This is a genomic window from Roseateles koreensis (assembly GCF_028595305.1).
Taxonomy (GTDB): Bacteria; Pseudomonadota; Gammaproteobacteria; order Burkholderiales; family Burkholderiaceae_C; genus Paucibacter_A; species Paucibacter_A koreensis.
On record NZ_JAQQXS010000004.1, the window covers coordinates 254,244 to 276,641 of the forward strand.

Below are 22,398 nucleotides of genomic sequence, written 5' to 3' on the forward strand. Positions count from 1 at the left end.
CCGCAGGCCAGTCGCGGGTGTGCACGCATGCTTGAAACCAGAAACCTGACGATCAAATTCGGCGGACACGTCGCGGTGGACCATGTGTCTTGCTCCTTTAAGCCCGGCACGTTGACGGCCATCGTTGGCCCCAATGGTGCCGGCAAGACCACCTATTTCAACCTCATCTCCGGCCAGCTGCGCGCCACCGAGGGTCAGGTCTTGCTGGATGGGCGCGACTTGAGCCGCCTGCCAGCGCCGCTGCGCACCCGGGCGGGTTTGGGCAGGGCGTTTCAGCTGACCCAGCTATTCCCGAATCTCAGCGTGCTTGAGAACGTGCGGCTGGCCGTGCAGGCGCGCGCCGGGCGGGGTCTGCGCATGTTGTCGGTTTGGCTGCATCACCGCGATCTGCTGGACGAGGCAATGGCCATCGTCGAGCGCGTCCACCTGGGCGACAAGGCGGCTGCGCCCGCAGCCAGTTTGCCGCACGGCGATCAGCGCAAGCTTGAAGTGGCGATGTTGATGGCCCTGAAACCTCTGGTCTATTTATTTGACGAGCCAACCGCTGGCATGAGCGTGGACGAGGTGCCGGTGATTCTGGATTTGATTCGCGCCTTGAAGGCCGAGGGGCAGCACACCATCTTGTTGGTCGAGCACAAAATGGACGTGGTGCGCGAGCTTGCTGACCGCATCATCGTGCTGCACAACGGCCAGTTGGTCGCCGACGGCGAGCCCGCCGCCGTGATCGCCTCGCCCGTGGTGCAGCAAGCGTATCTGGGTCTCGCGGTCGAACAAGACGTGCAGGTGGCCGCATGAGCGCACCCTCCCAACTTCCGACGCCTTTGCTCAGCCTGCGCGGCGTGCACACCCACATTGGGGCGTATCACATCTTGCATGGCGTGGACCTGCAAGTACCTGAAGGGCAGGTGACCATGCTGCTGGGCCGCAACGGCGCGGGCAAGACCACGACCTTGCGCACCATCATGGGTTTGTGGCGAGCCAGCCAGGGCCAGCTGCTGTTTAACGGTCAGTCGATTGAGAAGGTCAGCACGCCTGAAATCGCGCAGCGCGACATTGCCTATGTGCCCGAGAACATGGGCATCTTCGCCGACCTCACGGTGGCTGAAAACCTGCTGCTTGCGGCCCGCCGCGCACGCCATTTGAAGGCGCTGGACGCGCAGCGCCTGGAATGGCTGTTCGGTCTATTTCCCGCCTTGAAAAAATTCTGGCTTTACCCAGCAGGCAAGCTCAGCGGCGGGCAAAAGCAGATGCTGGCCATCGCCCGCGCCATGATCGAGCCGCGCCGCTTGCTGCTGATCGACGAGCCAAGCAAGGGCCTCGCGCCGGCCATGATCCGCAGCATGATCACCGCCTTGCAAGCGCTCAAAGCCACTCGCACCACTGTGTTGCTGGTTGAGCAGAACTTCATGGTGGCCAAGGCGCTGGGCGACCACGTGGCCGTGATGGACGATGGCCGCGTGGTGCATGCCGGTGCCATGGCCGAACTGGTGGCCGACGAGGCGCTGCAGCAACGCCTGCTGGGTTTGTCTTTGGCGGCCCATCAATGAACAAGGCAGCGACTGAAGCCATGAACACTTCCACCCCCGTGAGCAGCGCCTCGCTTGAACCGGCGTCCTCGGCCATCCCCAAAACCCGCTTCGACGCCATTCCCTTGCTGGGGCTGGCGGCGCTGGCGCTGCTGGCTTGGCCCTTGATCGGCAGCGCCGGCACCTGGGCGACGCTCACTGTGGCCGGCCTGGCCATGGGGCTGATCGTCTTCGTCATCGCCTCTGGCCTGACCCTGGTGTTCGGGCTGATGGATGTGTTGAATTTCGGGCATGGCGTGTTCATTGCACTGGGGGCGTACATGGCCACCACGGTGCTGGGCGCGATGAGTGGCTACACCTTGAGCCCCAACTTGCTGAGCAATCTGTTTGCCGTGGGGGTGGCCTGCGTCGTGGGCATGGGCGTGGCGGGCGCGGTGGGCCTGGCGTTTGAGCGCGTGCTGGTGCGCCCGGTCTACGGCATGCACCTCAAGCAGATTCTCATCACCATGGGCGGCATGATCATTGGTGAGGAGTTGATCAAGCTGGTGTGGGGCGCCCAGATGATTCCGCTGCCCATGCCCGAGGCATTGCGCGGGGCCTTGCTGTTCGGCGCCCAGGGCGAGGTGGCTGTGGAGAAGTTTCGTGTTCTGGCGGTGCTGACCGGCTTGCTGGTGTTTCTGCTGCTCTTGCTGCTGTTGAATCGCACCAAGCTTGGCTTGTTGATTCGCGCCGGTGTGCAAGACCGCGAAATGGTGGAAAGCCTCGGTTACCGCATCCGCAGCCTGTTCATCGGGGTGTTCGTCGGCGGCTCTGCGCTGGCCGGCTTGGGCGGCGTGATGTGGGGCATGTACCAGCAGAGCGTCACGCCGCAGATCGGCGCGCAGGTGAATACGCTGATCTTCATCGTCATCATCATCGGCGGCCTGGGCTCCACCTTGGGCTGCTTTGTGGGCGCCCTGGCGGTGGGCCTGATGGCGAATTACACCGGCTTTTTGATGCCCAAGCTGGCGCTGTTCTCCAATATCGGGCTGATGGTGGCGGTGCTGCTGTGGCGCCCTCAGGGCTTGTACCCCGTGACGAACCGCTGAGGACGCCGCCTTCACCATGATCAAGTCACTGCTCTCCCATGACCTGCCGCGCAGCCGTTGGCTTGCGGCGTTATTGATGCTGTGCGTGCTGGGCCTGGCGCTCACGCCCTTCATCTTCCCCTCCACTCGGGCCTTGAATGTGGCGGCCAAGATTCTGGTCTTCATTGTGCTGGTGGCCAGCTACGACCTGGTGCTGGGCTACACCGGCATCGTCAGTTTTGCGCACACCATGTTCTTCGGCATCGGCGCCTACGGCATTGCCATTGCCAGCACCCTGATGGAGCCGGGCTGGGCGGCGGTGCTGGTCGGCCTGGGGGCGGCGCTGGCGGCTTCATTGGTCTTGTCGCTGTTGATTGGCTTGTTCAGCCTGCGGGTCAAGGCGATCTTTTTTGCCATGATCACGCTGGCGGTGGCCTCGGCCTTTTTAACTTTGGCCTCGCAGTTGTCGGCCTTCACGGGTGGGGAGGACGGGCTGAGCTTCAAACTGCCCGAGGCCTTGCAGCCGGCCACCGAGTACCTCGAAGAGCCGCTGTTGGGCGCCACCATCGACGGCCGCTTTGTCTGCTATTACCTGCTGTTTTTTGCCGCGCTGGGCTTGGTGCTGTTGATGCTGCGCATCGTCAATTCGCCCTTTGGCCGGGTGCTGCAGGCGATTCGCGAAAACGACTTTCGGGCCGAAGCCATCGGCTATCGCAGCGTGGTCTACCGCAGCCTGTCGAATGTGCTGGCGGCTTTGTTCGCCACGTTGGCGGGTGCCTTGCTGGCGCTCTGGCTGCGCTACAACGGGCCAGACACTTCGCTCTCCTTCGAGATCATGCTGGACGTGCTGCTCATCTTGGTGATCGGCGGCATGGGCACGATCTACGGCGCGGTGCTGGGCAGCGTGCTGTTTGTGCTGGCCCAAAACTATTTGCAAGACCTGATGAAGCTCGGCGCCAGCGCCTTGGAGGGCGTGCCGCTGCTGTCGCAACTGGTGGCGCCCGAACGCTGGTTGCTGTGGCTGGGTGTGCTGTTTGTCTTGGCGGTCTATCACTTTCCCAGTGGCATCGTCGGGCGTTTGCGCGCTGGCGTTGCCATATCTTCCTCGAAGCATGACTAGGAGATTTCTCTGATGAATACGATGCGATGGATGACGGTGACGGCGGTTGCGGGGCTGTGCGCTTGCGGCGGCGATGGGGTGAAAGATCCGCTGGTGGTCAACACCAAGCCAGACTTTGTCGTGGGGCTCAAGACCAGCAGCTACGACGGTGTCAGCGACGACTTGCTGACGGCCGGCCTGGGCAAGAGTGGCTTGGCCAGCGCCTCGCTGGCGGCCTATGCTGACCCGCTCAATCCCACGGCGGCGGAGTTGCGCCGCGCGGCCATCTACACCAACTACCGGGCCATCGTGGATGTAGCGCCCAACGGCGGCTATGGCAGTTTGTTCGGCCCCAATGTGACTTCCGACGGCACGGTCGGCAGCGGTGAAGGCATGGTGGCCGGCACCGAGACCGTGGCCTACAGCGACGACGGGACGGGGCAGCGCAACGTCACACTGATGGTGCAGGTGCCCAGCACGTTCAACCCGAGCCTGCCCTGCATCATCACGGCGGCGTCCTCCGGCTCGCGCAGTATCTACGGGGCCATTTCAACAGGTGAGTGGGGCTTGAAGAAGGGCTGTGCGGTGGCCTACACCGACAAGGGCACGCACTCCGCCGGCCACGATCTGGCGACCGACACGGTTGCGGTGCTGGACGGCACGCGCAGCACTGCCGCGGCGGCGGGCACGGCGGCATCCTTCCGGGCCAAGCTGAGCGCAGCGGAGCTTTCCAGCTTCAACGCGACCACGCCGAACCGGCTGGCCTTCAAGCATGCGCATTCGCAACGTAACCCTGAAAAAGATTGGGGCCTGTTCACCCTGCAAGCCGTGCAGTTGGCCTTTTATGTGCTCAACGAACGCTATGGGCAAGATATGGGTGACGGCCGCAAATGGATGACGATCACGCCAGCCAACACGGTGGTGATTGCCTCCAGCCTCTCGAACGGCGGCGGGGCTGCCGTCGCTGCGGCTGAGTTGGACACGGCGGGCCTGATCGACGGCGTGGCGGTCTCTGAACCTGCGGTCGCCTTGCCGCCGAATTTGGGCGTTACCGTGCAGCGCGGCGGCAGCACGCCGCTGAGCTTTGGCAAGCCTTTGTACGACTACATCACACAGGCCAATCTGCTGCAAAACTGTGCCTCGCTCGCCACGGCGGCGGCGGGTTCACCGGGTGCGGTGGCCTTTTATGCCAGCTACAAGGCCAAGCGCTGCCAGAGCCTGGCCAACAAGGGCATCATCAGCGGCGCGACCACGCTCGACCAAGCCAATGCCGCACTGCAAAAGCTGCACGACAGCGGCTGGGAGGCTGAGTCGGACGTATTGCACGCCTCCCTGGGTGACTACGAGGTGCCGGAGGCTGTTTCAGTCACCTACGCTAACGCCTACGCCCGGGCCAGCGTCAAGGACAAGCTCTGCGGCTATGGCTTTGCGGCCACCACGGCGGTTGGCCTGCCCGCCGCCATCGCACCGGCAGCGCTGGCCGATATGTTTGCCAAGGGCAATGGGGTGCCGCCTTCCGCCGGGGTGAACGTGATCAATGAAAACAGCGTCGGCGTACCGGTGCGCAATGTGTTCTCCACCTCGCCCAGCAGCGGCACGACCGACATCAATGCCGATGGTGCCGAGTGCCTGCGCAAATTGCTGACAGGCACAGACACCACCTCGCTGGCGGTGCAAGCTGGCATTGCTGAGACCTATCGCAATGGCAATCTGCATGGGCGCCCAGCGGTGATCGTGCACGGGCGCAACGACGCCTTGCTGCCGGTCAACCACACCTCTCGGCCCTATACCGCCTTGAACAAAAAGGTTGAGGGTGCGGCCAGCAATCTGAGCTATATCGAAGTCACCAATGCGCAGCACTTCGACACCTTCATCGACAACGCTTTTTTGCCGGGCTATGACTCGCGCTACATCCCGCTGCACATCTATCTGAACCGGGCGCTGGATGCCGTGTATGACAAGCTGCGCAGCGGTAAGGCCCTGCCACCCAGCCAAGTGGTACGCACACTGCCACGCGGGGGCACGGCGGGTGCCGCGCCGGCCCTGGGTGCCTTGAACGTGCCGGCCATTGCCGCCGCGCCTGCCGCGGGTGATCTGATCACCATGAGCGGAACCACACTGAGCGTGCCGGACTGAGCCCGGGCAAAGCGGGCGTACCACCGCCCGCTTTGCTGCATCGCCACTTCGTATCGAAAGGTGCGGCGATAACATGATTGACTGACCGACCGACGGAGCGAAACGACCCATGAGCCACAGCTCCCATTACCTGACCTGCTTGGGGCGGGAAGTGCATTACACCGAGTGGGGCAGCGAGCACTCGGAATGCGTGATCGCCTGGCACGGCCTGGCGCGCACCTGCCGAGATATGGACGATCTGGCCGCCCACCTGGCGGGGCGCTACCGCGTGATCTGCCCGGATACGCCGGGCCGCGGCCTGTCGCAGTGGAGCCCCGTGCCGGATGAGGAGTACTGCCTGGCGTTTTATGTGCGCCAGGCCACGGCCTTGGTTGATCAATTGGGCCTGCAGCGCTTTCATTGGGTGGGCACGTCCATGGGGGGCGCTATCGGCACGTTGGCGGCGGCGGGCGCCTTGCGGGGGCGCATTCGGCGCCTGGTCTTGAATGACAACGGCCCGCAGCTGGCGGACGCTGCGATTGAGCGCATTCGCAGCTATGCCGGCAACCCGGCGGCATTTGACACAGTCAGTGAACTGGAGCGTTACTTCCGTGGGGTGTATCAGCCCTATGGGTACTTGACCGATGCGCAGTGGCGGCGGTTGACCGAAAGTTCAGTGCGCCGCTTGCCGGATGGCCGGGTGACACCGCATTACGACCCCGCGATGGTGCGGCAATTCATCGTGCATCCGCAGGACTACGACCTGTGGGAGGCCTGGGACAGCTTGCGTCTGCCGGTGTTGTGCCTGCGGGGCGAAAGCTCTGACCTGCTGCTGCCCGAAACTGCGCAGGCCATGCGGCTACGCGGCCCGCGCGCGGAGGTTGTCACCATCCCGGATTGCGGGCATGCACCCGCCTTGAACGTGCCAGCGCAATGGCAGGCGGTGGCCGACTTTTTGAATGCCGATGGCGATTGAGTTGGCGGTTTGCTCCAGCGGGCGTGAACTCAGGGCGCTCAGCTTGGCAGCTTGACCCAGCGCGCCAGATGTTGCCGCAGGGCTTGAAAATCCAGGGGCTTGGTCAGGTGTTCGTCCATGCCGGCTTCCAGGCTGGCTTTGATGTCGCTGTCCAGCGCATGCGCGGTGAGGGCCAGGATCGGAAACTGGCCCAGCGTGCCCGCCGCTTGCAGCGCACGCAGGCGGCGTGCGCATTCCAGCCCGTCCATCCCGGGCATTTGGATGTCCATCAAAACCAAGTCCGGCGCCTCTGCGGCGCAGGCCGCAAGGGCTTCGACGCCATTGGCGGCCAGGCAAGTCTCCACACCCATGAGGGATAGAAACTCCATGGCAACCACTTGATTGATCGGGTTGTCTTCGACAAGCAGGATGCGAGGAATTGTCCGCGTCTTTTCTTGGGCTTCAGTCATCAAGTCGGCTTGTTGCCGGGTGTCAGTGGTCGCGCGCAGCAAGGTGCGGAGCAGGTCCTGGGCACCCGCATGGGGAGCTGGGCCGGGCGTTGGCGGGCTGCTGTTCAGGGTTGCCGGGCATCTGGTGGCAACGGCCTCTTGCATCGTCATGTCGGAAACTCCCGCTCTTCGCTCTTATCTGGACAGCCCACATCGGTGGGCTGCCTGATCGCTTTCGCCTTTGAACACACCAGAACCCCGGAGCGGGCGAGTCTATCCGGCAATCGCCTCACCCTGTTTTGTGAACAATTACCTTTTTGTGAGCGGGCGGAAATGACGCCGCCTTGTCCGCTGGATTTTCTCCGATGGCGGCGGTGGCGCAAGTCCGGGGCGGCGTCAAGAGGTAACAAAAAGCGTGGATGATGACCCCCCTAACCCTCATTGACCGCAGGTCAAGCCGGCCTTCTAACTTCTAGAATGCCGGGTCTCAGCGCACAGGCAGCACCCATGTCAGAAGAAGGTCTCATCCGCATTCGCGGCGCTCGTCAGCACAATCTCAAGAACCTCGACCTGGATCTGCGCACGGGAGAGTTGACCGTGGTGACCGGCCCCAGCGGCTCGGGCAAGTCCAGCTTGGTGTTTGACACCTTGTATGCAGAAGGGCAGCGGCGTTATGTCGAAACTTTTTCGGCTTACGCGCGTCAGTTTCTGGACCGCATGGACCGGCCTGCCGTGGACAAGGTAGACGGCGTGCCGCCAGCCATCGCCATCGATCAGACCAACCCGGTCCGTACCTCGCGCTCCACCGTGGGCACGATGACCGAGTTGAACGACCATCTCAAGCTGCTTTATGCGCGTGCGGCGGCCTTGTTCGACCGCAAGACCGCGCAGCCGGTGCGCCATGACACGGCGCAAAGCATTTATGCCGAACTGATGTCGCGCAGCCTGGCGGCGGGTGACCCGCGCCTGGTGCTGACCTTTCCGGTGGAGCTGCCGGGCAACACCTCGGCGGAGCAGGTCGAGCAGTGGCTGTCGGCCAGCGGCTTCACCCGGGTGCAAGCGCAGCGCGAGGTGGCCACGCCGACGGGACCGCACAAGCTGTTGGATGTGGTGGCTGACCGTTTCCGGATTCAGGGCACCGACAAGCAACGTGCCATGGAGGCCATTGAGCTGAGTTTGAAACGCGGTGGTGGCCGCTTCAACGTCTACGTGCTGCCGGCCGAAGAGGGGCCGGAGCCTGAGTTGTGGCGCTATTCCACCGGGCTGCACTGCCCGGAGAGCGATCTGCGCTACCAGGACCCGCAGCCGCCGCTGTTCTCCTTCAACTCTGCCATGGGGGCGTGTGAAACCTGCCGGGGTTTTGGCCGCGTCATTGGCGTTGATTTGGGCCTGGTGATTCCGGACGAACGCAAGACGCTGCGCAACGGCGCCGTCAAAACCCTGAGCACCCCCGCATGGAAAGACAGTTACGAGGACTTACTGCGTTATGCCGGTGATGCGGGTATACCGCGTGACACTGCCTGGAACCAGCTCTCCCAGGCGCAGCGCGATTGGGTGATCGATGGTTCACCCAACTGGACGGGCAACTGGAACAAGCAGTGGTACGGCATCAAACGCTTTTTTGAATATCTCGAAAGCAAGGCCTACAAGATGCACATCCGCGTGCTCTTGTCCAAATACCGCAGTTACACCCCATGCGGTGATTGTGGCGGCGCTCGTTTGAAGACCGAAGCCCTGCTGTGGCGCCTTGGCAGCAAAGACCTGGCTGATGCCACCTTGCCCGAGGCGCAGCGCTTCATGCCGGTGGGCGTGGATTGGACGCGTGCGCAATTGCAGGCGCTGCCGGGCTTGTCCTTGCACGACTTGATGCAACTGCCACTGCACCGCCTGCGCGACTTTGTTGATGCTTTGCAGTTGCCCAGCAGCCTGCTGGACGATGCGCTCAAGCTGCTGCTGGATGAAATCCGCAAACGCCTGAAATACCTGTGCGACGTGGGCATCGGCTACTTGACCTTGGACCGCCAGAGCCGCACCTTGAGTGGTGGCGAGGTTCAGCGCATCAACCTGACCACGGCCCTGGGTACCTCCTTGGTCAACACCTTGTTTGTGCTGGACGAGCCCAGCATCGGCCTGCACCCGCGTGACATGAATCGCATCGTGCAGGCCATGCATCGCTTGCGGGATGCCGGCAATACGCTGGTGGTGGTGGAGCACGACCCGGCGGTGATGCTGGCGGCTGATCGCTTGATCGACATGGGCCCGGGCCCCGGCGAGCGCGGCGGCCAGATTGTGTTTGACGGCACCCCCGAAGCCATTCGCGCCGCCGACACGCTCACCGGTGCCTACCTGGGCGCGCGCAAGCACGTGGGCATGGGCCTGAAGCGCCCGGTGGACGCCAGCACGCCCAAGCTGATTCTGGAGGGTGTGCGTGAACACAATCTGCGCAACGTGACCGTCGAGTTCCCGCTGCATCGCATGGTGGTGGTGACGGGGGTTTCAGGCTCGGGCAAGAGCACGCTGATGCAGGACGTTCTGTACCCCGCGCTGGCCCGCCAGTTCGGGCAGGCCAGCGAGACGCCGGGCCTGCACGATCGCCTGTTAGGCGCTGATTGGCTGGCCGACGCGGTGTTTGTGGACCAGTCTCCCATCGGCAAGACGGCGCGCTCCAACCCGGCCAGCTATGTCGGCGCTTTTGACGAAATTCGCAAGCTGTTCGCCGCCGCGCCCTTGTCTACCGAGCGCAGCTACACCGCCGGCATGTTCAGCTTTAACGCGGGCGATGGGCGTTGCCCCACCTGTGGCGGCTCAGGCTTCGAGCACGTGGAGATGCAATTTTTGTCCGACGTGTACCTGCGCTGCCCGGACTGCGACGGGCGGCGCTTTCGGGCCGAAATGCTGGACGTCAAGCTGGCCCTGCATGGCCGCGAACTGAGCGTGGCCGATGTGCTGGAGCTAACTGTCAGCGAGGCGGTGGCGGTGTTTGCCGACCGCCGTGAGGTCATCGCCAAGCTCCAGCCCATCGTGGATGTGGGCCTGGAGTACGTGAAGCTGGGCCAGCCGGTGCCGACACTTTCAGGCGGTGAGGCGCAACGCCTGAAGCTGGCGGGATTTTTAGCGGAGGCAGCCAGCAAGCCGCGCCAGGCGCTGGCCAAAAAGGGCACGCTGTTCTTGTTCGACGAACCCACCACGGGTTTGCATTTTGACGACATCGCCAAGCTGATGCGGGCCTTGCGCAAACTGCTGTCGGTCGGGCATTCGCTGATCGTCATTGAACACAACCTGGATGTCATCCGGGCTGCAGACTGGTTGATCGACCTGGGCCCCGAGGGCGGCGAGCAAGGCGGTGAACTGGTCTGCCAGGGCACGCCTGAGCAAGTCAAGGAGCACGCCAGCTCGCACACCGCGCAGGCCCTGCGTGAGTACTCTTTGCACATGGACCGGCCGGCATTGAAGGTGGCTGAGGGCCGGCCCTTGCAATCCGTCCTGCGCGCACGGCGCCAGGTGGACGAGAACATTCGCATTGTCAACGCGCGTGAGCACAATTTGAAGGGCGTGGACGTGGACATCCCGCGCGGCCGCTTCAATGTGATCACCGGGGTGTCGGGTTCGGGCAAATCGACGCTGGCCTTTGACATTCTCTTCAACGAAGGGCAGCGGCGTTATCTGGAGTCGCTCAACGCCTATGCGCGCTCCATCGTGCAGCCGGCGGGGCGGCCGGAGGTGGATGCGGTGTGGGGCATTCCGCCCACCGTGGCCATCGAGCAGCGGCTCAGCCGGGGCGGGCGCAAGAGTACGGTAGCCACCACCACCGAGGTGTGGCACTTTTTGCGCCTGCTTTACGTGAAGCTGGGCATCCAGCATTGCATGCATGACGGCACGCCGGTGCGGCCGCAGAGTGTCGAGTCCATCGCGGCGCAGTTGCTGCGCGAGCCGGCGCAGGGCGGTTTCAGGGGCCAGCACATCGGCCTGTTGGCGCCTCTGGTGATCAACCGCAAGGGTCTCTACACCGACTTGGCCAAATGGGCCAAGACCCGTGGCTACACGCATTTGCGGGTGGACGGCGAGTTTGTTCCGACCAGCCCATGGCCGCGCCTGGACCGCTTCAAGGAGCACACCCTGGAGCTGCCAGTGGGTGATCTGGTCGTTACCCTTGAGCGTGAGCAGGCGCTGCGTGACATGCTGGCCAAGGCGCTGGACCTGGGCAAGGGCGTGCTGCACCTGCTGTCGCCCCTTGATGGGCTGAAGGCTTTGCAGGCCGCCGGGCAGAGCACGGCGGGCCTGGGCCAAGTGAAGGTGTTTTCAACCAAGCGCGCCTGCCCCACCTGTGGCACCAGCTATGGCGAGCTGGACCCGCGCATGTTCTCCTACAACTCCAAGCATGGCTGGTGCACGAGTTGCGTCGGCACCGGGCTGGCCTTGACCCGCGAGCAACGCAAGGCGCTGGATGACTCGCAGCCCGACAAAGACAATAAGGGCCGCGAGCAGAGCTTTGCCGGCGAGGAGGTTGAGATCGAGGGTTTGGTGGACCAGGCCTGCCCCGATTGCCATGGCGCACGCCTGAATCCGTCGGCTCGCGCCGTCACGTTTGAGGGCCAAGCCATCCACAGCGTGGCAGGCTGGAGCGTGGGCGAGGCCCGGCAATGGGTGCAAGGACTGGTGCTGGCCGGGCGTGACGCCGATATCGCACGGGACGTGGTGAGTGAGATCCGCAGCCGGCTGGAATTTTTGGAGGAGGTTGGCCTGGGCTACCTGACGCTGGACCGGGCGGCGCCCACCTTGTCAGGCGGCGAGGCGCAGCGCATCCGCTTGGCCGCCCAGTTAGGGAGTAATTTGCAAGGGGTTTGCTACATCCTGGACGAGCCCACCATCGGCCTGCACCCGCGAGACAACCAGATCCTGCTCAAAGCCTTGTCGACCTTGAGCGACAAGGGCAATACCTTGGTGGTTGTTGAGCATGACGAAGATACCATTCGCCGTGCGGACCACATCATCGACATCGGCCCCGGCGCCGGCAAACGCGGGGGGCGTGTGGTGGCGCAGGGTACGGCCGCTGACTTGGCCCTGCAGGCAGATTCTGTGACGGGCCGTTTCCTGGCTCATCCGCTGATCCACCCTTTGCAGGGGCGGCGCGAGATGTTGGCCGATGCGCCACGGCTGCGCGTGCTGGAAGCCAGTTTGCACAATCTGCGGCAAGTTACGGTGGACGTGCCGTTGTACCGCCTGGTGGCCGTCACTGGTGTGTCGGGCAGCGGCAAGAGCACCTTGGCGCGCGACGTGCTGTTGGCCAATATGGCGCAGGCGGTGCCCCTGCGCAAGGCGCCCGCCCAGTGGTTGGGATGCGTGGGGATTGAAGGGCATGAACAGGTGGACCGGGTGCTGGAGGTTGACCAAACCCCTATCGGCAAGACCCCACGCTCCTGCCCGGCCACCTACATCGGTTTCTGGGATGCGATCCGCAAACTGTTTGCGGAAACCCTGGAGTCCAAGGCCCGTGGCTACGCGCCGGCGCGCTTCAGCTTCAACACGGGGGCAGGCCGTTGCCCGGGCTGTGAAGGCCAGGGCATGCGCACGATTGCGATGAGCTTTCTGCCAGACGTGAAAGTGCTGTGCGACCAATGCCATGGCCAGCGCTTCAACCCCGAGACCTTGGGTGTGAGCTGGCGCGGCAAGAGCATTGGCGACGTGCTGGCCATGGAGGTGGACGAGGCGGTGGAGTTTTTCGCCGCCATGCCGGCCATCCACCATCCGCTGCAGTTGCTCAAGGATGTGGGCCTGGGCTATCTGACCCTGGGCCAGCCTTCACCCACCTTGTCGGGCGGTGAGGCGCAGCGTATCAAGCTGGTGAGCGAGTTGGTGAAGGTGCGCGACGAAGTGGGCCGACGCGGGCAAAAGGCGCCGCACACGCTGTATGTGCTGGACGAGCCGACGGTGGGCCTGCACATGGCTGATGTCGAGCGCCTGATCCGCGTGCTGCATCGCTTGGTGGCGGGTGGGCACTCGGTGGTGGTGATCGAGCACGATCTGGATGTGATTGCCGAAGCCGATTGGGTGATCGACCTCGGCCCTGATGGCGGTACGGCCGGTGGTGCCGTCGAGGTGCAGGGCACGCCGGAAGACATCGTGGCTGCGGGCAGCCACACGGGTCAGGCCTTGAAGCCGGTGCTGAGCCGGGTGGCTGCACCAGCCGGCTGATTCCGGCGGACTGGTTCAGCCCGCCGGATCAGTCCCGGTTGCGGTCATGGCCACGACCGTGGCCATTGCCGTTCCCGCGGCCTTCATCGTGATGGCGGTCGTCGTCACGGCGGTCCCCGCGGCGATCGTCCCGGCGATCATCGTGGCGGTCTTCCCGGCGGTCTTCCCTGTATTCGCGGTGATCCCGGTCGTCGCGCCGTTCCACGTAGGTGCGCTGGTACCAGTCATCGCGCACGAAGTACACCGGCCGGTTGCAGGCCTGGTATTCGCGGCAATGCTTGTTCCAGTGCTTTTCATGGCCGGGAGGCACGCGCAAGTACAGCGGGGAATAAACCGGCCCGGGCATCTGTTGAATCACAACGGGCTGGGCGTAAATCATTGCCGCAGGGGGCGGACTACCCAGGTCGATGCGGCCATAAAAACCCGGCTGGCCAATGGTCACCGAAACGCCGACATCCGTCGCCATGGCCGCAGTGCCGCTGAGCATCAGCGTCAGCCCCAGCAGGGCAAGTTTGCGAGAAATCTTCATTTTGTGCTCCAGAAAGGTGACGGTTTGATCGTCGCGATAGGGTCATAACGGGCCAACACCTCGGTGCGATGACCCGCCTTACAAGTCGTCACGATTGCCGCTTGCCGGGGTAATGTCCCGTCAGTCCTCTTTATCCTGAAACTGCTTGGGGCGGTACACATTGCCGTCCCATTGCCCCTCGCTTTTCCGTTTGGCGCGGCGGATGGTTTCGGCCGCTTCGGCTGCAGCAGCCTTTTGGTGTCGCCGGTCTTGTTGCCAATTTGCTAGCTTGCGCGCCCGTGTGCGCGCAGCGTCAACCGCCTTGTGAAAACTTTGGTCCCATTGCCGCCGCCGCTTGGGCCCGACGGCCATGCGCAGCGCCAAGCCCGTGCAGACCAGCAAGCCAAGGACAGCGAAGAGGCTGCCAACGTCAAAAAGTGGGGAGGTGGACATGAGGGCCTCAGTTTATCCGCCAAGGGGGCATGACCAATGGCCGGGCCCGGCTTCGGTTTTTAGAATCTCGGCTCCCCGCACCCGGGGTGATGAGCGACTTACACGCAGGAGATGGCAGATTGGCTGATCAAGCTTTCAACAAGGGATTCCGTGCAACCCAAGGGCGAGGCCGCCTGACAGCCACGCGCTTGGCGGCGGCCTTGCTGTGCGCATTTGCGCTGGCTGCGCCGGCGCAGTCCGACTGGCTCGCAGCGCCCGCTGCGCCACCGCAGGCGGCGGCTGCTCTCGGTGTGCAGGGCGGCCCGGTGGCGAGCCAGGCGCTGAGCTTGGAGCGGCTGTTTCGCGCCGAATCCTATCGAGGCGAAAACGCCAAGGAACTCAGCTTTAGCCGCAGCGGCCGCTATCTGGCTTATTTGTGGAATCCCTTTGGCGAGCCTGGCACGGACTTGTATGTGTACGACACCCAGACTGGCAAGACGCAGCGGTTGAGCTCACGCGCGCTCATGACGGCCTTTGACGCCCCTGAAGATTTGGCGCGCTTCGACCGTAAATTGGCGCAAAAGCGCAGCGAGTTGGCCGAGCGCCAGGCCAAAGAAGAGGCGCAAGCCGCGTATCTGCAAGGGCAGGATGTTGACCTGGGCCAGTGGGAGGCTGCCGGCATTGAGCGCGTGAAAAAGGAATTGGCCGAAAAAAAGGCCAGGGATGACGCGCAGAAAGCCAAAGACAAGGCTGACGCCGAGGCCGAAAAAGCCGCCATGGGCGCCTTGGCGGCAAAGCGCTCGGGCACACCCGCCAACGCTGCGACGCCTGCTGCAGAAATAGCTGCCAAAGACACCGTTGACAAAGACAAGGCCGACAAAGAAAAGACGCTGTGGGAGTTGCGCGATGAACTGAAGAAGAGCTTGGCCAAAAACAAGCTCAAGCCCAGCGACCTTTACCCCGGCGTGGCGCAGTTTGTGTGGGCTAACAAGCAAGATGAACTGATCCTGCAGTACCGCGGCAGCCTCTTTCGGTGGGTGGCTGGCGAGGCCCGGTTGCAGCCCTTGCAGGGCACGCAACGGGATTTGCGCGTGCTGGCCTATACCCCTGACGATCAGGGTTATGTCTTCATGGATGACAAGCGCGTGCTTCGCGCCAGCTTGCGCCAGGGCGGCGTGCAGGTGCTGAACCGCGAGTTGATCCACCCCGATGATGCCGAGAAAAAGTACCGCATCGATTCAACAGTCATCAGCGAGAACGGCCGCTGGATGGCGCTGGTCGCCAATGCGCCCTTGAGCGGTCCTGACGTTGATGGCAAGCCCGGCCCGGCGCCGACAGGGCGCCAGGTGGAAATCATGGACTACAGCCAACGCTTTGCGAAGGCCAAGAAGGAAGAGCGCGAGGTTTCAGACGACAAGCGCATCGAGAAGCCCTTGGCGCTGTACATCCGCCAGGTGCCCGCCGTGGGTGAAGCCCCGCGCAAGCAGGCTGCGCCTGTGTTCACGCAGGCGGGCGGCGACGGCTGGTTTGAAATGAGCCCGGTTGCCTGGGCCCGTGATGGCAGCCACTACGTGTTCTCAACCTGGGAACGTGAGAAAGAACTGCTGCGCGTTTACCTGGGCGGTGCAGATGAATCGGCGCCGCCCGAAGTGGTGCTGGAGCGGCGTGGCGACGTGGGCCACGAGGTGGTCAGCGTGCAAAAACCCCAATTCACGCCCGATGGCAAGCAACTGGTGCTGGTGCTGGACGATGCCGGCTATCGCCAGCCCTACAGCCTGGACATTGCCTCGCGTGCGCTGCGCCCGTTGCTGAAGGGGGAGTTCGAGGCGCACGAGGTGCTGGGCTTCACCTCGGACAGCAAGACACTGTTTGTCGCCGCGAACAAAGACGATTTCGGCGCCATGAACGTCTACCGCGTGAACGTCGCCGACGGCCGCATGCAGGCGCTGGGTGCTGCGGGCGATTACCACCGTGGGGCAGTGGTGTCGCGCGACGGCCAATGGGCGGCGGCCAATGCCGGCCAATGGACGGCACGGCCCGAACTCAAGCTGCTGAAGGCGGATCGAATGGGTACCGCCGATTCAGCAACCGAGGGCGCCAAGGTGCTCACCGACAGCCACGACAAGGCCTGGTCCCAGATGGACGTGCTGCGCCCTGAGCGCTTCACTTTCAAAAACCGTCATGGCGACACCTTGTCGGCCTACGCCTTCAAGCCCGCGGGCTGGCAGGCCACGGACCGCCGCCCGGCCGTGATGTATGTGTACGGCGGCCCGTTGAATGACCGCCACATCGTTGAGACCGACAGCTTTCAGCCCACGGCCTATGTGTTTGGCATGTATATGGCGGCCAAGCACGGCTATGTGATGGTGGCAGTGGACACGCGCGGCCACAGCAATTACGGCCGGCGTTTTTCCGACGCCAACTGGGAGCAGGCTGGGCTGGCGCAGGCGCAAGACCTGGAAGACGCCCACCGCTACCTCAGTGAGCACCTCGGCGTGGACCCGGCGCGGGTGGGCCTGAACGGTTGGAGCTTTGGCGGCTTCCAGACCCAGTACACGATGTACAGCAAGCCTGATCTGTTCGCTGCAGGCATTGCCGGCGCCGGCCCCACCGAATGGGAGAACTACAACAGCTGGTACACCGGGCGCACCATCGGCAAGGCGGAGCGCAGCCAGCCTAATCTGCGCAAATACTCGCTCCTGCCCATGGCGCGCAATTTGAAGAAACCTTTGCTGCTGGTGCATGGCATGGTGGACCCGAACGTGCTGTATCAGGACACGGTCAACGTCTATCGCGCCCTGCTGGAATCCGGCAAAGACGCCTTGGTCGACCTCTACCTGGACCCGGACGGCGAACACGCCATGGGCGGCGCGGTGAAGGCCGCCGGCTGGCATCGCAAGTACGAGGCCTTCTGGCTGCGTCATTTGGGACAGGGCAAGAGCAATCCAGCTTTGTGATGGGCTTTGCTGAAAGCATCCAGCCAAGGGGCGGTATTCCCAATGTGGAGGGCGCTCAAGACCCTTTGGCGATGACCTTGATGCGTTGACCCGGCTTGGGGTCGGTATCCAGCGCGCCATTGAGCAGGCGCAGTTGCGCTTCGGCGCGATTGCCCAGGGGTGAGCTTTTGGCCAACTGGGCAAAACCGCCGACCGGAAAGGCCTGTAGGTGCAGGGTCCAAGGCTGGGCGGCTTGGCGGTCAGCCGCCGTGAGGGGCCGAAAACTGGCCTCGGCCTCCCTCATCTGGGGCATGGCCCGGGATAGCGCGTAGGCATCGCGACTCAGGTACTGCAAGACATACTGGTGCGCATTGGGGCCGCTGATCAGCGTCAGCTCAACGTTCTGCCGTGCGCCTTGGGGGTTACGCACCACGCCGGAGAAATGGCTGGCGGGCAGGCCGTTGAGGGTGAGTTTTTCCAACTGCCCCTGCTCGGGATTGAGCATGCGGCGCACGATGTCTTCGTGATTGCTGCCGGCCTGGGCCGGCACGGGTTTGAGCGCCAGGCCGGCGTCTTCTGCCGCGTTGATCAAGGTCAGTGCATCGCTGCCGTTATGGATTTTCCAGCCCGGTGGTGCGGTAATCGCAAGCCCTAGGCCTTCATGGTAGAAATTGCGGCCTCGGCTCAGGCCCTGGGCCGGGCTTTCACCGAAAGTCATGCCGTCGATGGCCTTGAGATAACGTTCTCGTCCATCGTCACGGTACGGGGCAGTCTCGCCCTCATAGCTGGCGGCGATGGCGCTGATCTGGGCCAGGCGCTGGTCGTTGCTGGGATGGCTGGCCAACCAATTGGCGCCCTGCGGCGCCGGGCGGCCTTCGGCCTTGGCCTGATCGGCGGCAAAGCGCTCTTGCTGTTTGAGCACGCCAATCACGTCCACCATGTTTTGTGGGCGGTAGTGGCTGCGTGAGAGGTATTCAGCGCCGAGTTCATCGGCCTGAAGCTCTTGATCGCGGCTGTAGGAGGCGATGTAGCCGGCGGCAGCACTTTGAGAGGCTTGCCCCAGCGCTTGCGAGGCACCGCCCAGGCCCTGGGCTTCCAGCACGGCGCCAAGCACGCTGGCCGCCAGCACGCCAAAGCCGGCCGTCTGCTGGCGTGTCGCCCGCTGAGCGCCATGGCGTGCCGTGACATGGCCGATTTCATGGCCCATCACACCAGCCAGATCGGCTTCATTGTCCAGGTAGGCCATGATGCCCCGGGTCACGTAGACGTAACCGCCGGGCAAGGCGAAGGCGTTGACCTCAGGGCTGTCGAGTACCGTGAAGTGCCAGCTCAGCTGAGGCCGGTGCGAGGCTTGCGCCAGGCGCTGCCCCAACTCGTTCACATAGGCCTGGAGTTTGGGGTTGGCCACGGACTGATATTCCTGCATCACCTGCTGATGGGCCTTGGCGCCTTCGGCCACTTCGCTGGCCTCGTCCATCACGGTGAGTTCGGTGCGCCCGGTCACGGGGTTGACCACCGCCGTGCCGCAGCCGCCCAGCCCCAGGCTCAGGGTGAGGACCGCTGCAGCGGCCCGGGAATATCGGGCCCGGTCTTGCATCAGTCGGCCTTGCGCAGTGCCCAGAGTTGCAGCACGTTGTCGAGCACGGCGCGGCTGAGTTCGTCGCGTTGCTGTGGGTCAGCCATGCGAGCTTGTTCCGCTTCGGTCTGCTGGCTTTCATCACCACCAAGCAGGGTGATGGGGGCCAGCAGCGGGCCGGTGACCGGGTCGGAGAACAGCGGGGTCCAGGCGTCAGGCGCAAGATCCACGGCGGTCAAAAAGCCCAGGGCCCATTCTTCGGCATCGATCAGGTCTTCACCTTCGTCTTGCTCGGCGACGCTGAAGATGGGCTCCCACAACTCGGGTTTGGCGGTCCATTGCCAAGCGATGGAGCGCAGGTGGCGCAGCACCAGCAGCATCACGCGTTTGCGTTGCTTGCCGCTGACGAAGGGGTAGTTTTCGGGTTTGGTCTCGGCGGCGAGGTCCTCGCCATCGCCACCCCAGACTTCGGGCAACCAGGCTGCGCCCGGCAACTTGGGCAGCACTTGGGGGCTCAGCAAGAGGCCGGCCAGATAGCCGTCCAGCGCCTCGATGTTCATGGCGTCAACGCTGGGCAGCTTGGTCAGCATGTCATCCAGCGTGGACAACTCTTCGTCGGAGAGCGGCTGGTGGTCGGAGTTGGGGTCGTACTGAGGATATTCCATGGCCTGATTGTCGCCGCTCTGGCGGCTTCAAGCCATGGAAGTCAGAAGCGGCTGCGCGCTTTTTTGCCGTCGAACTCGGCCAGCTGTGTTTTCAGCAAGGCCATCAACACCCGGGCGTTGGCTTCGGTCAGGGCAATCACGCTGGTGGGCTCGATGCCTTCCACCGGTGTTTTCGGGGTGATCAGCACGTCCACCTTGAACAGCATCTGGCCATGGATGTTGTTGCTGGCGGCTTTGAATTTTTGGATTTCGATGTTGTGAACTTTCATGTCTCTATCCTACCTTCAGCTAAAAATGGTACGAAAACCCTGCAGCATTTTCATGCCGGCCAGCAGCAACCCACCCGCCACCACGCCCAGCAAGCCATTGACCAGCATGGGCGCCAAGACGGCCAAAGGCCCCATGAAACTAGCCAGCATCGCGGGCGCTTCATGCAGCAGGGGTAAGCCGTGGGCGAGGATGCCCCCGCCCACCAGAAACATGGCGACCGTGCCGGCCACGGCCAAAATCTTCATCAGCACGGGCGCGGCGGTCACCAGGCGGCGGCCCAGCGCGCGGCTGAATGCGCTCGGCCGCTGGGCCAAGTGCAGCCCAAGGTCATCCAGTTTGACAATCCCGGCCACCAAGCCGTACACGCCGACTGTCATCAAAATGGCAATGCCCGTCAACACCATCACCTGGGTGAGAAACGGTGCGCTGGCCACTGTGCCCAAGGTGATGGCAATGATCTCGGCCGACAGGATGAAGTCGGTACGGACCGCACCCCGAATCCGCTCAGTTTCGAAGTCATGCAAATCAGGCAGGGGCGTCTCGGCCGCGGTGTCTGCGATCACGGGCGCGGCGGCATGCGGCGGCGCCTTGTGCACGAGTTTTTCAAAGCCTTCAAAGCAGAGGTAGGCCCCGCCCACCATCAGCGCCGGCGTGACGGCCCAGGGCGCCCAGGTGCTGACGGCCAAGGCCCCGGGAACCAGGATGGCCTTGTTCTTGAACGAGCCTTTGGCCACAGCCCACACCACGGGCAATTCACGCTCGGCGGCGATGCCGCTGACTTGCTGCGCGTTCAGGGCCAGATCGTCGCCCAGCACGCCGGTGGTTTGTTTGGCGGCCAACTTAGACAGCGTGGCCACGTCGTCCAGAACGGCGGAAATATCGTCCAACAAGAGAAGAAGGCTGGCAGCCGCCATGAAGTGTCTTTCAGCAAGGAGATGCAAGAGGGGCAAAAGATGCAAAGGATGCCAGGAGCAGCGATGCACGCAAGGCGCCTGCCCGTGGCAAACTGACGCTCATTCTCTCTTTTGGAAGACGTTCATGCAGAAGAAAATCGCATGCAGCTGCAGCACGCTCGGCGGTGAACGCCGCACAGCCTGGCTGGGCGCGGCGGTATTGGCCGTGGCAACCTGGGGTGCGCAAGTGCACCCCGCCCAGGCGCAGGTGAGCGGTGCTGCCGCGTCGCCCAAGGCGGTGTACAACGAGCAGGCGGACGCCCGCAGTGAGCTCAACCAGGCCCTCGCGGCGGCGAATGCGCAGAAGAAAAACGTGTTGGTCGTTTTCGGCGCCAACTGGTGCAGTGACTGCCGTGCCTTGGACCGCAAGATGAACGAAGGCAACTTAGCGGCCCCTGTCTCCCGGCGTTGGGTGGTGGTGAAGGTGGACGTGGGCCGCTTCAACCATAACGTTGATCTGGCGCAGCAGATGGGGGTGAGCTTGAAGAAGGGCATTCCTGCTGTGGCGGTGCTCGGGCGCGATGGGGACGTGTTGAAGGCCACCAATGGCGGCGAATTGGCCGATGCCCGCAATATGGGTGACGACGCTGTGCTGCGGGTGCTGGAAGGCCTGCACGCCACGCAATGACGCCAGGGCAAATTTCTACGTCTTTGTGATGATGTTGACATAGCGAGTTATTTAGACTGCATCCATCAGGGTCAAGTCTTGCCTTTTGCCTCGGCCTGAACTACCTTTCAGGCATGGCACGTCCACTTCGCATTGAAATTGCCGGCGCTGCGTATCACATCACCGCGCGATGTGATCCGGGCGCTGATGCGTTTGTCGATGATGCGGACCGGCTCACGTTTTTGAGTCTTCTGGCGCAAACCCAGCAGCGCTTTGATGTGCAGGTGTTGGCGTACAACCTGCTGCCGGATCATTTCCATGTGCTGCTCTTCACCCGGCGCGCCAATTTGTCGCGGTTGATGCGCCATTTGTGCGGGGTCTACACGCAGGCTTACCGCCGGCGGCATGGGGGGCAGGGGGCTTTGTTCCATGGCCGCTTCAAAGGTATCTTGGTCGACCGCGAAGCCCATTTGCTGGACGCTTGCCGTTATGTCGAGCTCAATGCATATCGCCTTGGCTTGGCCAAGGAGCCCGGCGCGTGGCCGTGGTCGAGCTATCCCGCGCATGCGGGCCTGGCGCCTGTGCCGGCCTGGCTGGAGGCCGATGGTTTGTGGGCTTATGTGCTGGATCGACCCCTGGCCGGCGCTGCCGATCGGCGCCATGCGGCGGCGCGTTATGCGCGGCTGGTGGCATCAGCACCCGATTTGCAGCTGTGGCCGGGGCAATTACGGCGCCAGATTTTCCTTGGTGACGAGGCTTTTGTTCAACGCACTTTGACTCAACTGGGCAAAGTGGGGCGTGCTAGCGGAGGGCGCCGTAGCGTATCGGCGCGCCTGGCCCAGCCCGGCCGGGCGGCATCCGCCGTGTGGGCCGATTGTCAGCGCCGCAGTGCCTCCCGCGAGCAGGCGCTGTACCTTGCACACACCGAGGGTGGACTGTCCATGACGTGCCTGGCGCGGATGCAGGGAGTGTCGGTGTCCCGGATCAGCCGCTTGGTGTCCTCGTTCGAGCATCAATGGGCTTGAACCCAGCGCGGGCGCAGCTGGGA

Annotated in this window: 17 protein-coding genes; 10 read left to right on the forward strand and 7 right to left on the reverse strand. The window is 63.5% G+C overall.

Annotation, left to right across the window (positions count from 1 at the left end):
* Positions 1–27: 27 nt before the first annotated feature.
* From PRZ01_RS06110 to PRZ01_RS06135, 6 genes are all read left to right on the forward strand, one after another.
* Complete coding sequence (locus tag PRZ01_RS06110; RefSeq protein ID WP_273595877.1) at positions 28–795, forward strand: ABC transporter ATP-binding protein; 768 nt, start codon at positions 28–30, stop codon at positions 793–795.
* Positions 792–1,547, forward strand: a complete 756-nt coding sequence (locus PRZ01_RS06115) for an ABC transporter ATP-binding protein (protein ID WP_273595878.1) — start codon at positions 792–794, stop codon at positions 1,545–1,547. Before PRZ01_RS06110 ends, PRZ01_RS06115 begins: the two co-directional genes overlap by 4 nt.
* A 20-nt stretch (positions 1,548–1,567) precedes the next feature.
* Positions 1,568–2,614, forward strand: coding sequence for a branched-chain amino acid ABC transporter permease (locus PRZ01_RS06120; protein ID WP_273595879.1), 1,047 nt, complete (start codon positions 1,568–1,570; stop codon positions 2,612–2,614).
* Between the two features lie 16 nt (positions 2,615–2,630).
* Positions 2,631–3,713, forward strand: a complete 1,083-nt coding sequence (locus PRZ01_RS06125) for a branched-chain amino acid ABC transporter permease (RefSeq protein WP_273595880.1) — start codon at positions 2,631–2,633, stop codon at positions 3,711–3,713.
* A 12-nt stretch (positions 3,714–3,725) separates the two neighbouring features.
* Positions 3,726–5,828: a 3-hydroxybutyrate oligomer hydrolase family protein gene (locus PRZ01_RS06130; protein WP_273595881.1), complete on the forward strand. Its 2,103-nt coding sequence runs from the start codon at positions 3,726–3,728 to the stop codon at positions 5,826–5,828.
* Between the two features lie 109 nt (positions 5,829–5,937).
* Positions 5,938–6,783, forward strand: a complete 846-nt coding sequence (locus PRZ01_RS06135) for an alpha/beta fold hydrolase (protein WP_273595882.1) — start codon at positions 5,938–5,940, stop codon at positions 6,781–6,783.
* Positions 6,784–6,821: 38 nt separating this feature from the next.
* On the opposite strand, the gene PRZ01_RS06140 is transcribed toward PRZ01_RS06135, so the two are convergent.
* Entirely contained in the window at positions 6,822–7,382 is a 561-nt protein-coding gene (locus tag PRZ01_RS06140; RefSeq protein ID WP_273595883.1) for a response regulator, read from the reverse strand.
* 336 nt (positions 7,383–7,718) lie between these two features.
* Between PRZ01_RS06140 and uvrA the strand changes: the two genes are divergently transcribed.
* Complete coding sequence (uvrA, locus tag PRZ01_RS06145) at positions 7,719–13,403, forward strand: excinuclease ABC subunit UvrA (RefSeq protein WP_273595884.1); 5,685 nt, start codon at positions 7,719–7,721, stop codon at positions 13,401–13,403.
* A 28-nt stretch (positions 13,404–13,431) separates the two neighbouring features.
* Here uvrA and PRZ01_RS06150 read toward each other — a convergent pair whose 3' ends face one another.
* Positions 13,432–13,932: a hypothetical protein gene (locus PRZ01_RS06150; RefSeq protein WP_273595885.1), complete on the reverse strand. Its 501-nt coding sequence runs from the start codon at positions 13,930–13,932 to the stop codon at positions 13,432–13,434.
* A gap of 120 nt (positions 13,933–14,052) precedes the next feature.
* Complete coding sequence (locus PRZ01_RS06155; RefSeq protein ID WP_273595886.1) at positions 14,053–14,364, reverse strand: hypothetical protein; 312 nt, start codon at positions 14,362–14,364, stop codon at positions 14,053–14,055.
* Between the two features lie 119 nt (positions 14,365–14,483).
* Between PRZ01_RS06155 and PRZ01_RS06160 the strand changes: the two genes are divergently transcribed.
* Positions 14,484–17,300, forward strand: coding sequence for a S9 family peptidase (locus PRZ01_RS06160; protein WP_273595887.1), 2,817 nt, complete (start codon positions 14,484–14,486; stop codon positions 17,298–17,300).
* Positions 17,301–17,355: 55 nt separating this feature from the next.
* Here the strand turns inward: PRZ01_RS06160 and PRZ01_RS06165 are convergent, their stop codons facing one another.
* The 4 genes from PRZ01_RS06165 to PRZ01_RS06180 are packed head-to-tail and all read right to left on the reverse strand — an operon-like array spanning position 17,356 to position 20,704.
* On the reverse strand, positions 17,356–18,876 hold the full coding sequence (locus tag PRZ01_RS06165; RefSeq protein ID WP_273595888.1) for a M48 family metalloprotease: 1,521 nt from the start codon (positions 18,874–18,876) through the stop codon (positions 17,356–17,358).
* Positions 18,876–19,520 (reverse strand): UPF0149 family protein, encoded by a 645-nt coding sequence (locus PRZ01_RS06170; RefSeq protein ID WP_273595889.1) that lies wholly within the window; start codon positions 19,518–19,520, stop codon positions 18,876–18,878. Before PRZ01_RS06170 ends, PRZ01_RS06165 begins: the two co-directional genes overlap by 1 nt.
* Positions 19,521–19,561: 41 nt before the next feature.
* Positions 19,562–19,789: a hypothetical protein gene (locus PRZ01_RS06175; protein WP_273595890.1), complete on the reverse strand. Its 228-nt coding sequence runs from the start codon at positions 19,787–19,789 to the stop codon at positions 19,562–19,564.
* Between the two features lie 15 nt (positions 19,790–19,804).
* Positions 19,805–20,704, reverse strand: coding sequence for a DUF808 domain-containing protein (locus tag PRZ01_RS06180; protein ID WP_273595891.1), 900 nt, complete (start codon positions 20,702–20,704; stop codon positions 19,805–19,807).
* Positions 20,705–20,828: 124 nt separating this feature from the next.
* Between PRZ01_RS06180 and PRZ01_RS06185 the strand changes: the two genes are divergently transcribed.
* Both PRZ01_RS06185 and PRZ01_RS06190 read left to right on the forward strand, forming a co-directional pair.
* Entirely contained in the window at positions 20,829–21,371 is a 543-nt protein-coding gene (locus tag PRZ01_RS06185) for a thioredoxin family protein (RefSeq protein ID WP_273595892.1), read from the forward strand.
* A gap of 113 nt (positions 21,372–21,484) precedes the next feature.
* Entirely contained in the window at positions 21,485–22,375 is an 891-nt protein-coding gene (locus PRZ01_RS06190) for a transposase (RefSeq protein WP_273595893.1), read from the forward strand.
* Positions 22,376–22,398 lie beyond the last annotated feature (23 nt).

Bases quoted from the DNA above. Each gene is read 5' to 3' on its own strand.
- PRZ01_RS06110 (WP_273595877.1), top strand. From the start codon at position 28: ATGCTTGAAACCAGAAACCTGACGATCAAATTCGGCGGACACGTCGCG.
- PRZ01_RS06115 (WP_273595878.1), top strand. From the start codon at position 792: ATGAGCGCACCCTCCCAACTTCCGACGCCTTTGCTCAGCCTGCGCGGC.
- PRZ01_RS06120 (WP_273595879.1), top strand. From the start codon at position 1,568: ATGAACACTTCCACCCCCGTGAGCAGCGCCTCGCTTGAACCGGCGTCC.
- PRZ01_RS06125 (WP_273595880.1), top strand. From the start codon at position 2,631: ATGATCAAGTCACTGCTCTCCCATGACCTGCCGCGCAGCCGTTGGCTT.
- PRZ01_RS06130 (WP_273595881.1), top strand. From the start codon at position 3,726: ATGAATACGATGCGATGGATGACGGTGACGGCGGTTGCGGGGCTGTGC.
- PRZ01_RS06135 (WP_273595882.1), top strand. From the start codon at position 5,938: ATGAGCCACAGCTCCCATTACCTGACCTGCTTGGGGCGGGAAGTGCAT.
- PRZ01_RS06140 (WP_273595883.1), bottom strand. From the start codon at position 7,382: ATGACGATGCAAGAGGCCGTTGCCACCAGATGCCCGGCAACCCTGAAC.
- uvrA (WP_273595884.1), top strand. From the start codon at position 7,719: ATGTCAGAAGAAGGTCTCATCCGCATTCGCGGCGCTCGTCAGCACAAT.
- PRZ01_RS06150 (WP_273595885.1), bottom strand. From the start codon at position 13,932: ATGAAGATTTCTCGCAAACTTGCCCTGCTGGGGCTGACGCTGATGCTC.
- PRZ01_RS06155 (WP_273595886.1), bottom strand. From the start codon at position 14,364: ATGTCCACCTCCCCACTTTTTGACGTTGGCAGCCTCTTCGCTGTCCTT.
- PRZ01_RS06165 (WP_273595888.1), bottom strand. From the start codon at position 18,876: ATGCAAGACCGGGCCCGATATTCCCGGGCCGCTGCAGCGGTCCTCACC.
- PRZ01_RS06170 (WP_273595889.1), bottom strand. From the start codon at position 19,520: ATGGAATATCCTCAGTACGACCCCAACTCCGACCACCAGCCGCTCTCC.
- PRZ01_RS06175 (WP_273595890.1), bottom strand. From the start codon at position 19,789: ATGAAAGTTCACAACATCGAAATCCAAAAATTCAAAGCCGCCAGCAAC.
- PRZ01_RS06180 (WP_273595891.1), bottom strand. From the start codon at position 20,704: ATGGCGGCTGCCAGCCTTCTTCTCTTGTTGGACGATATTTCCGCCGTT.
- PRZ01_RS06185 (WP_273595892.1), top strand. From the start codon at position 20,829: ATGCAGAAGAAAATCGCATGCAGCTGCAGCACGCTCGGCGGTGAACGC.
- PRZ01_RS06190 (WP_273595893.1), top strand. From the start codon at position 21,485: ATGGCACGTCCACTTCGCATTGAAATTGCCGGCGCTGCGTATCACATC.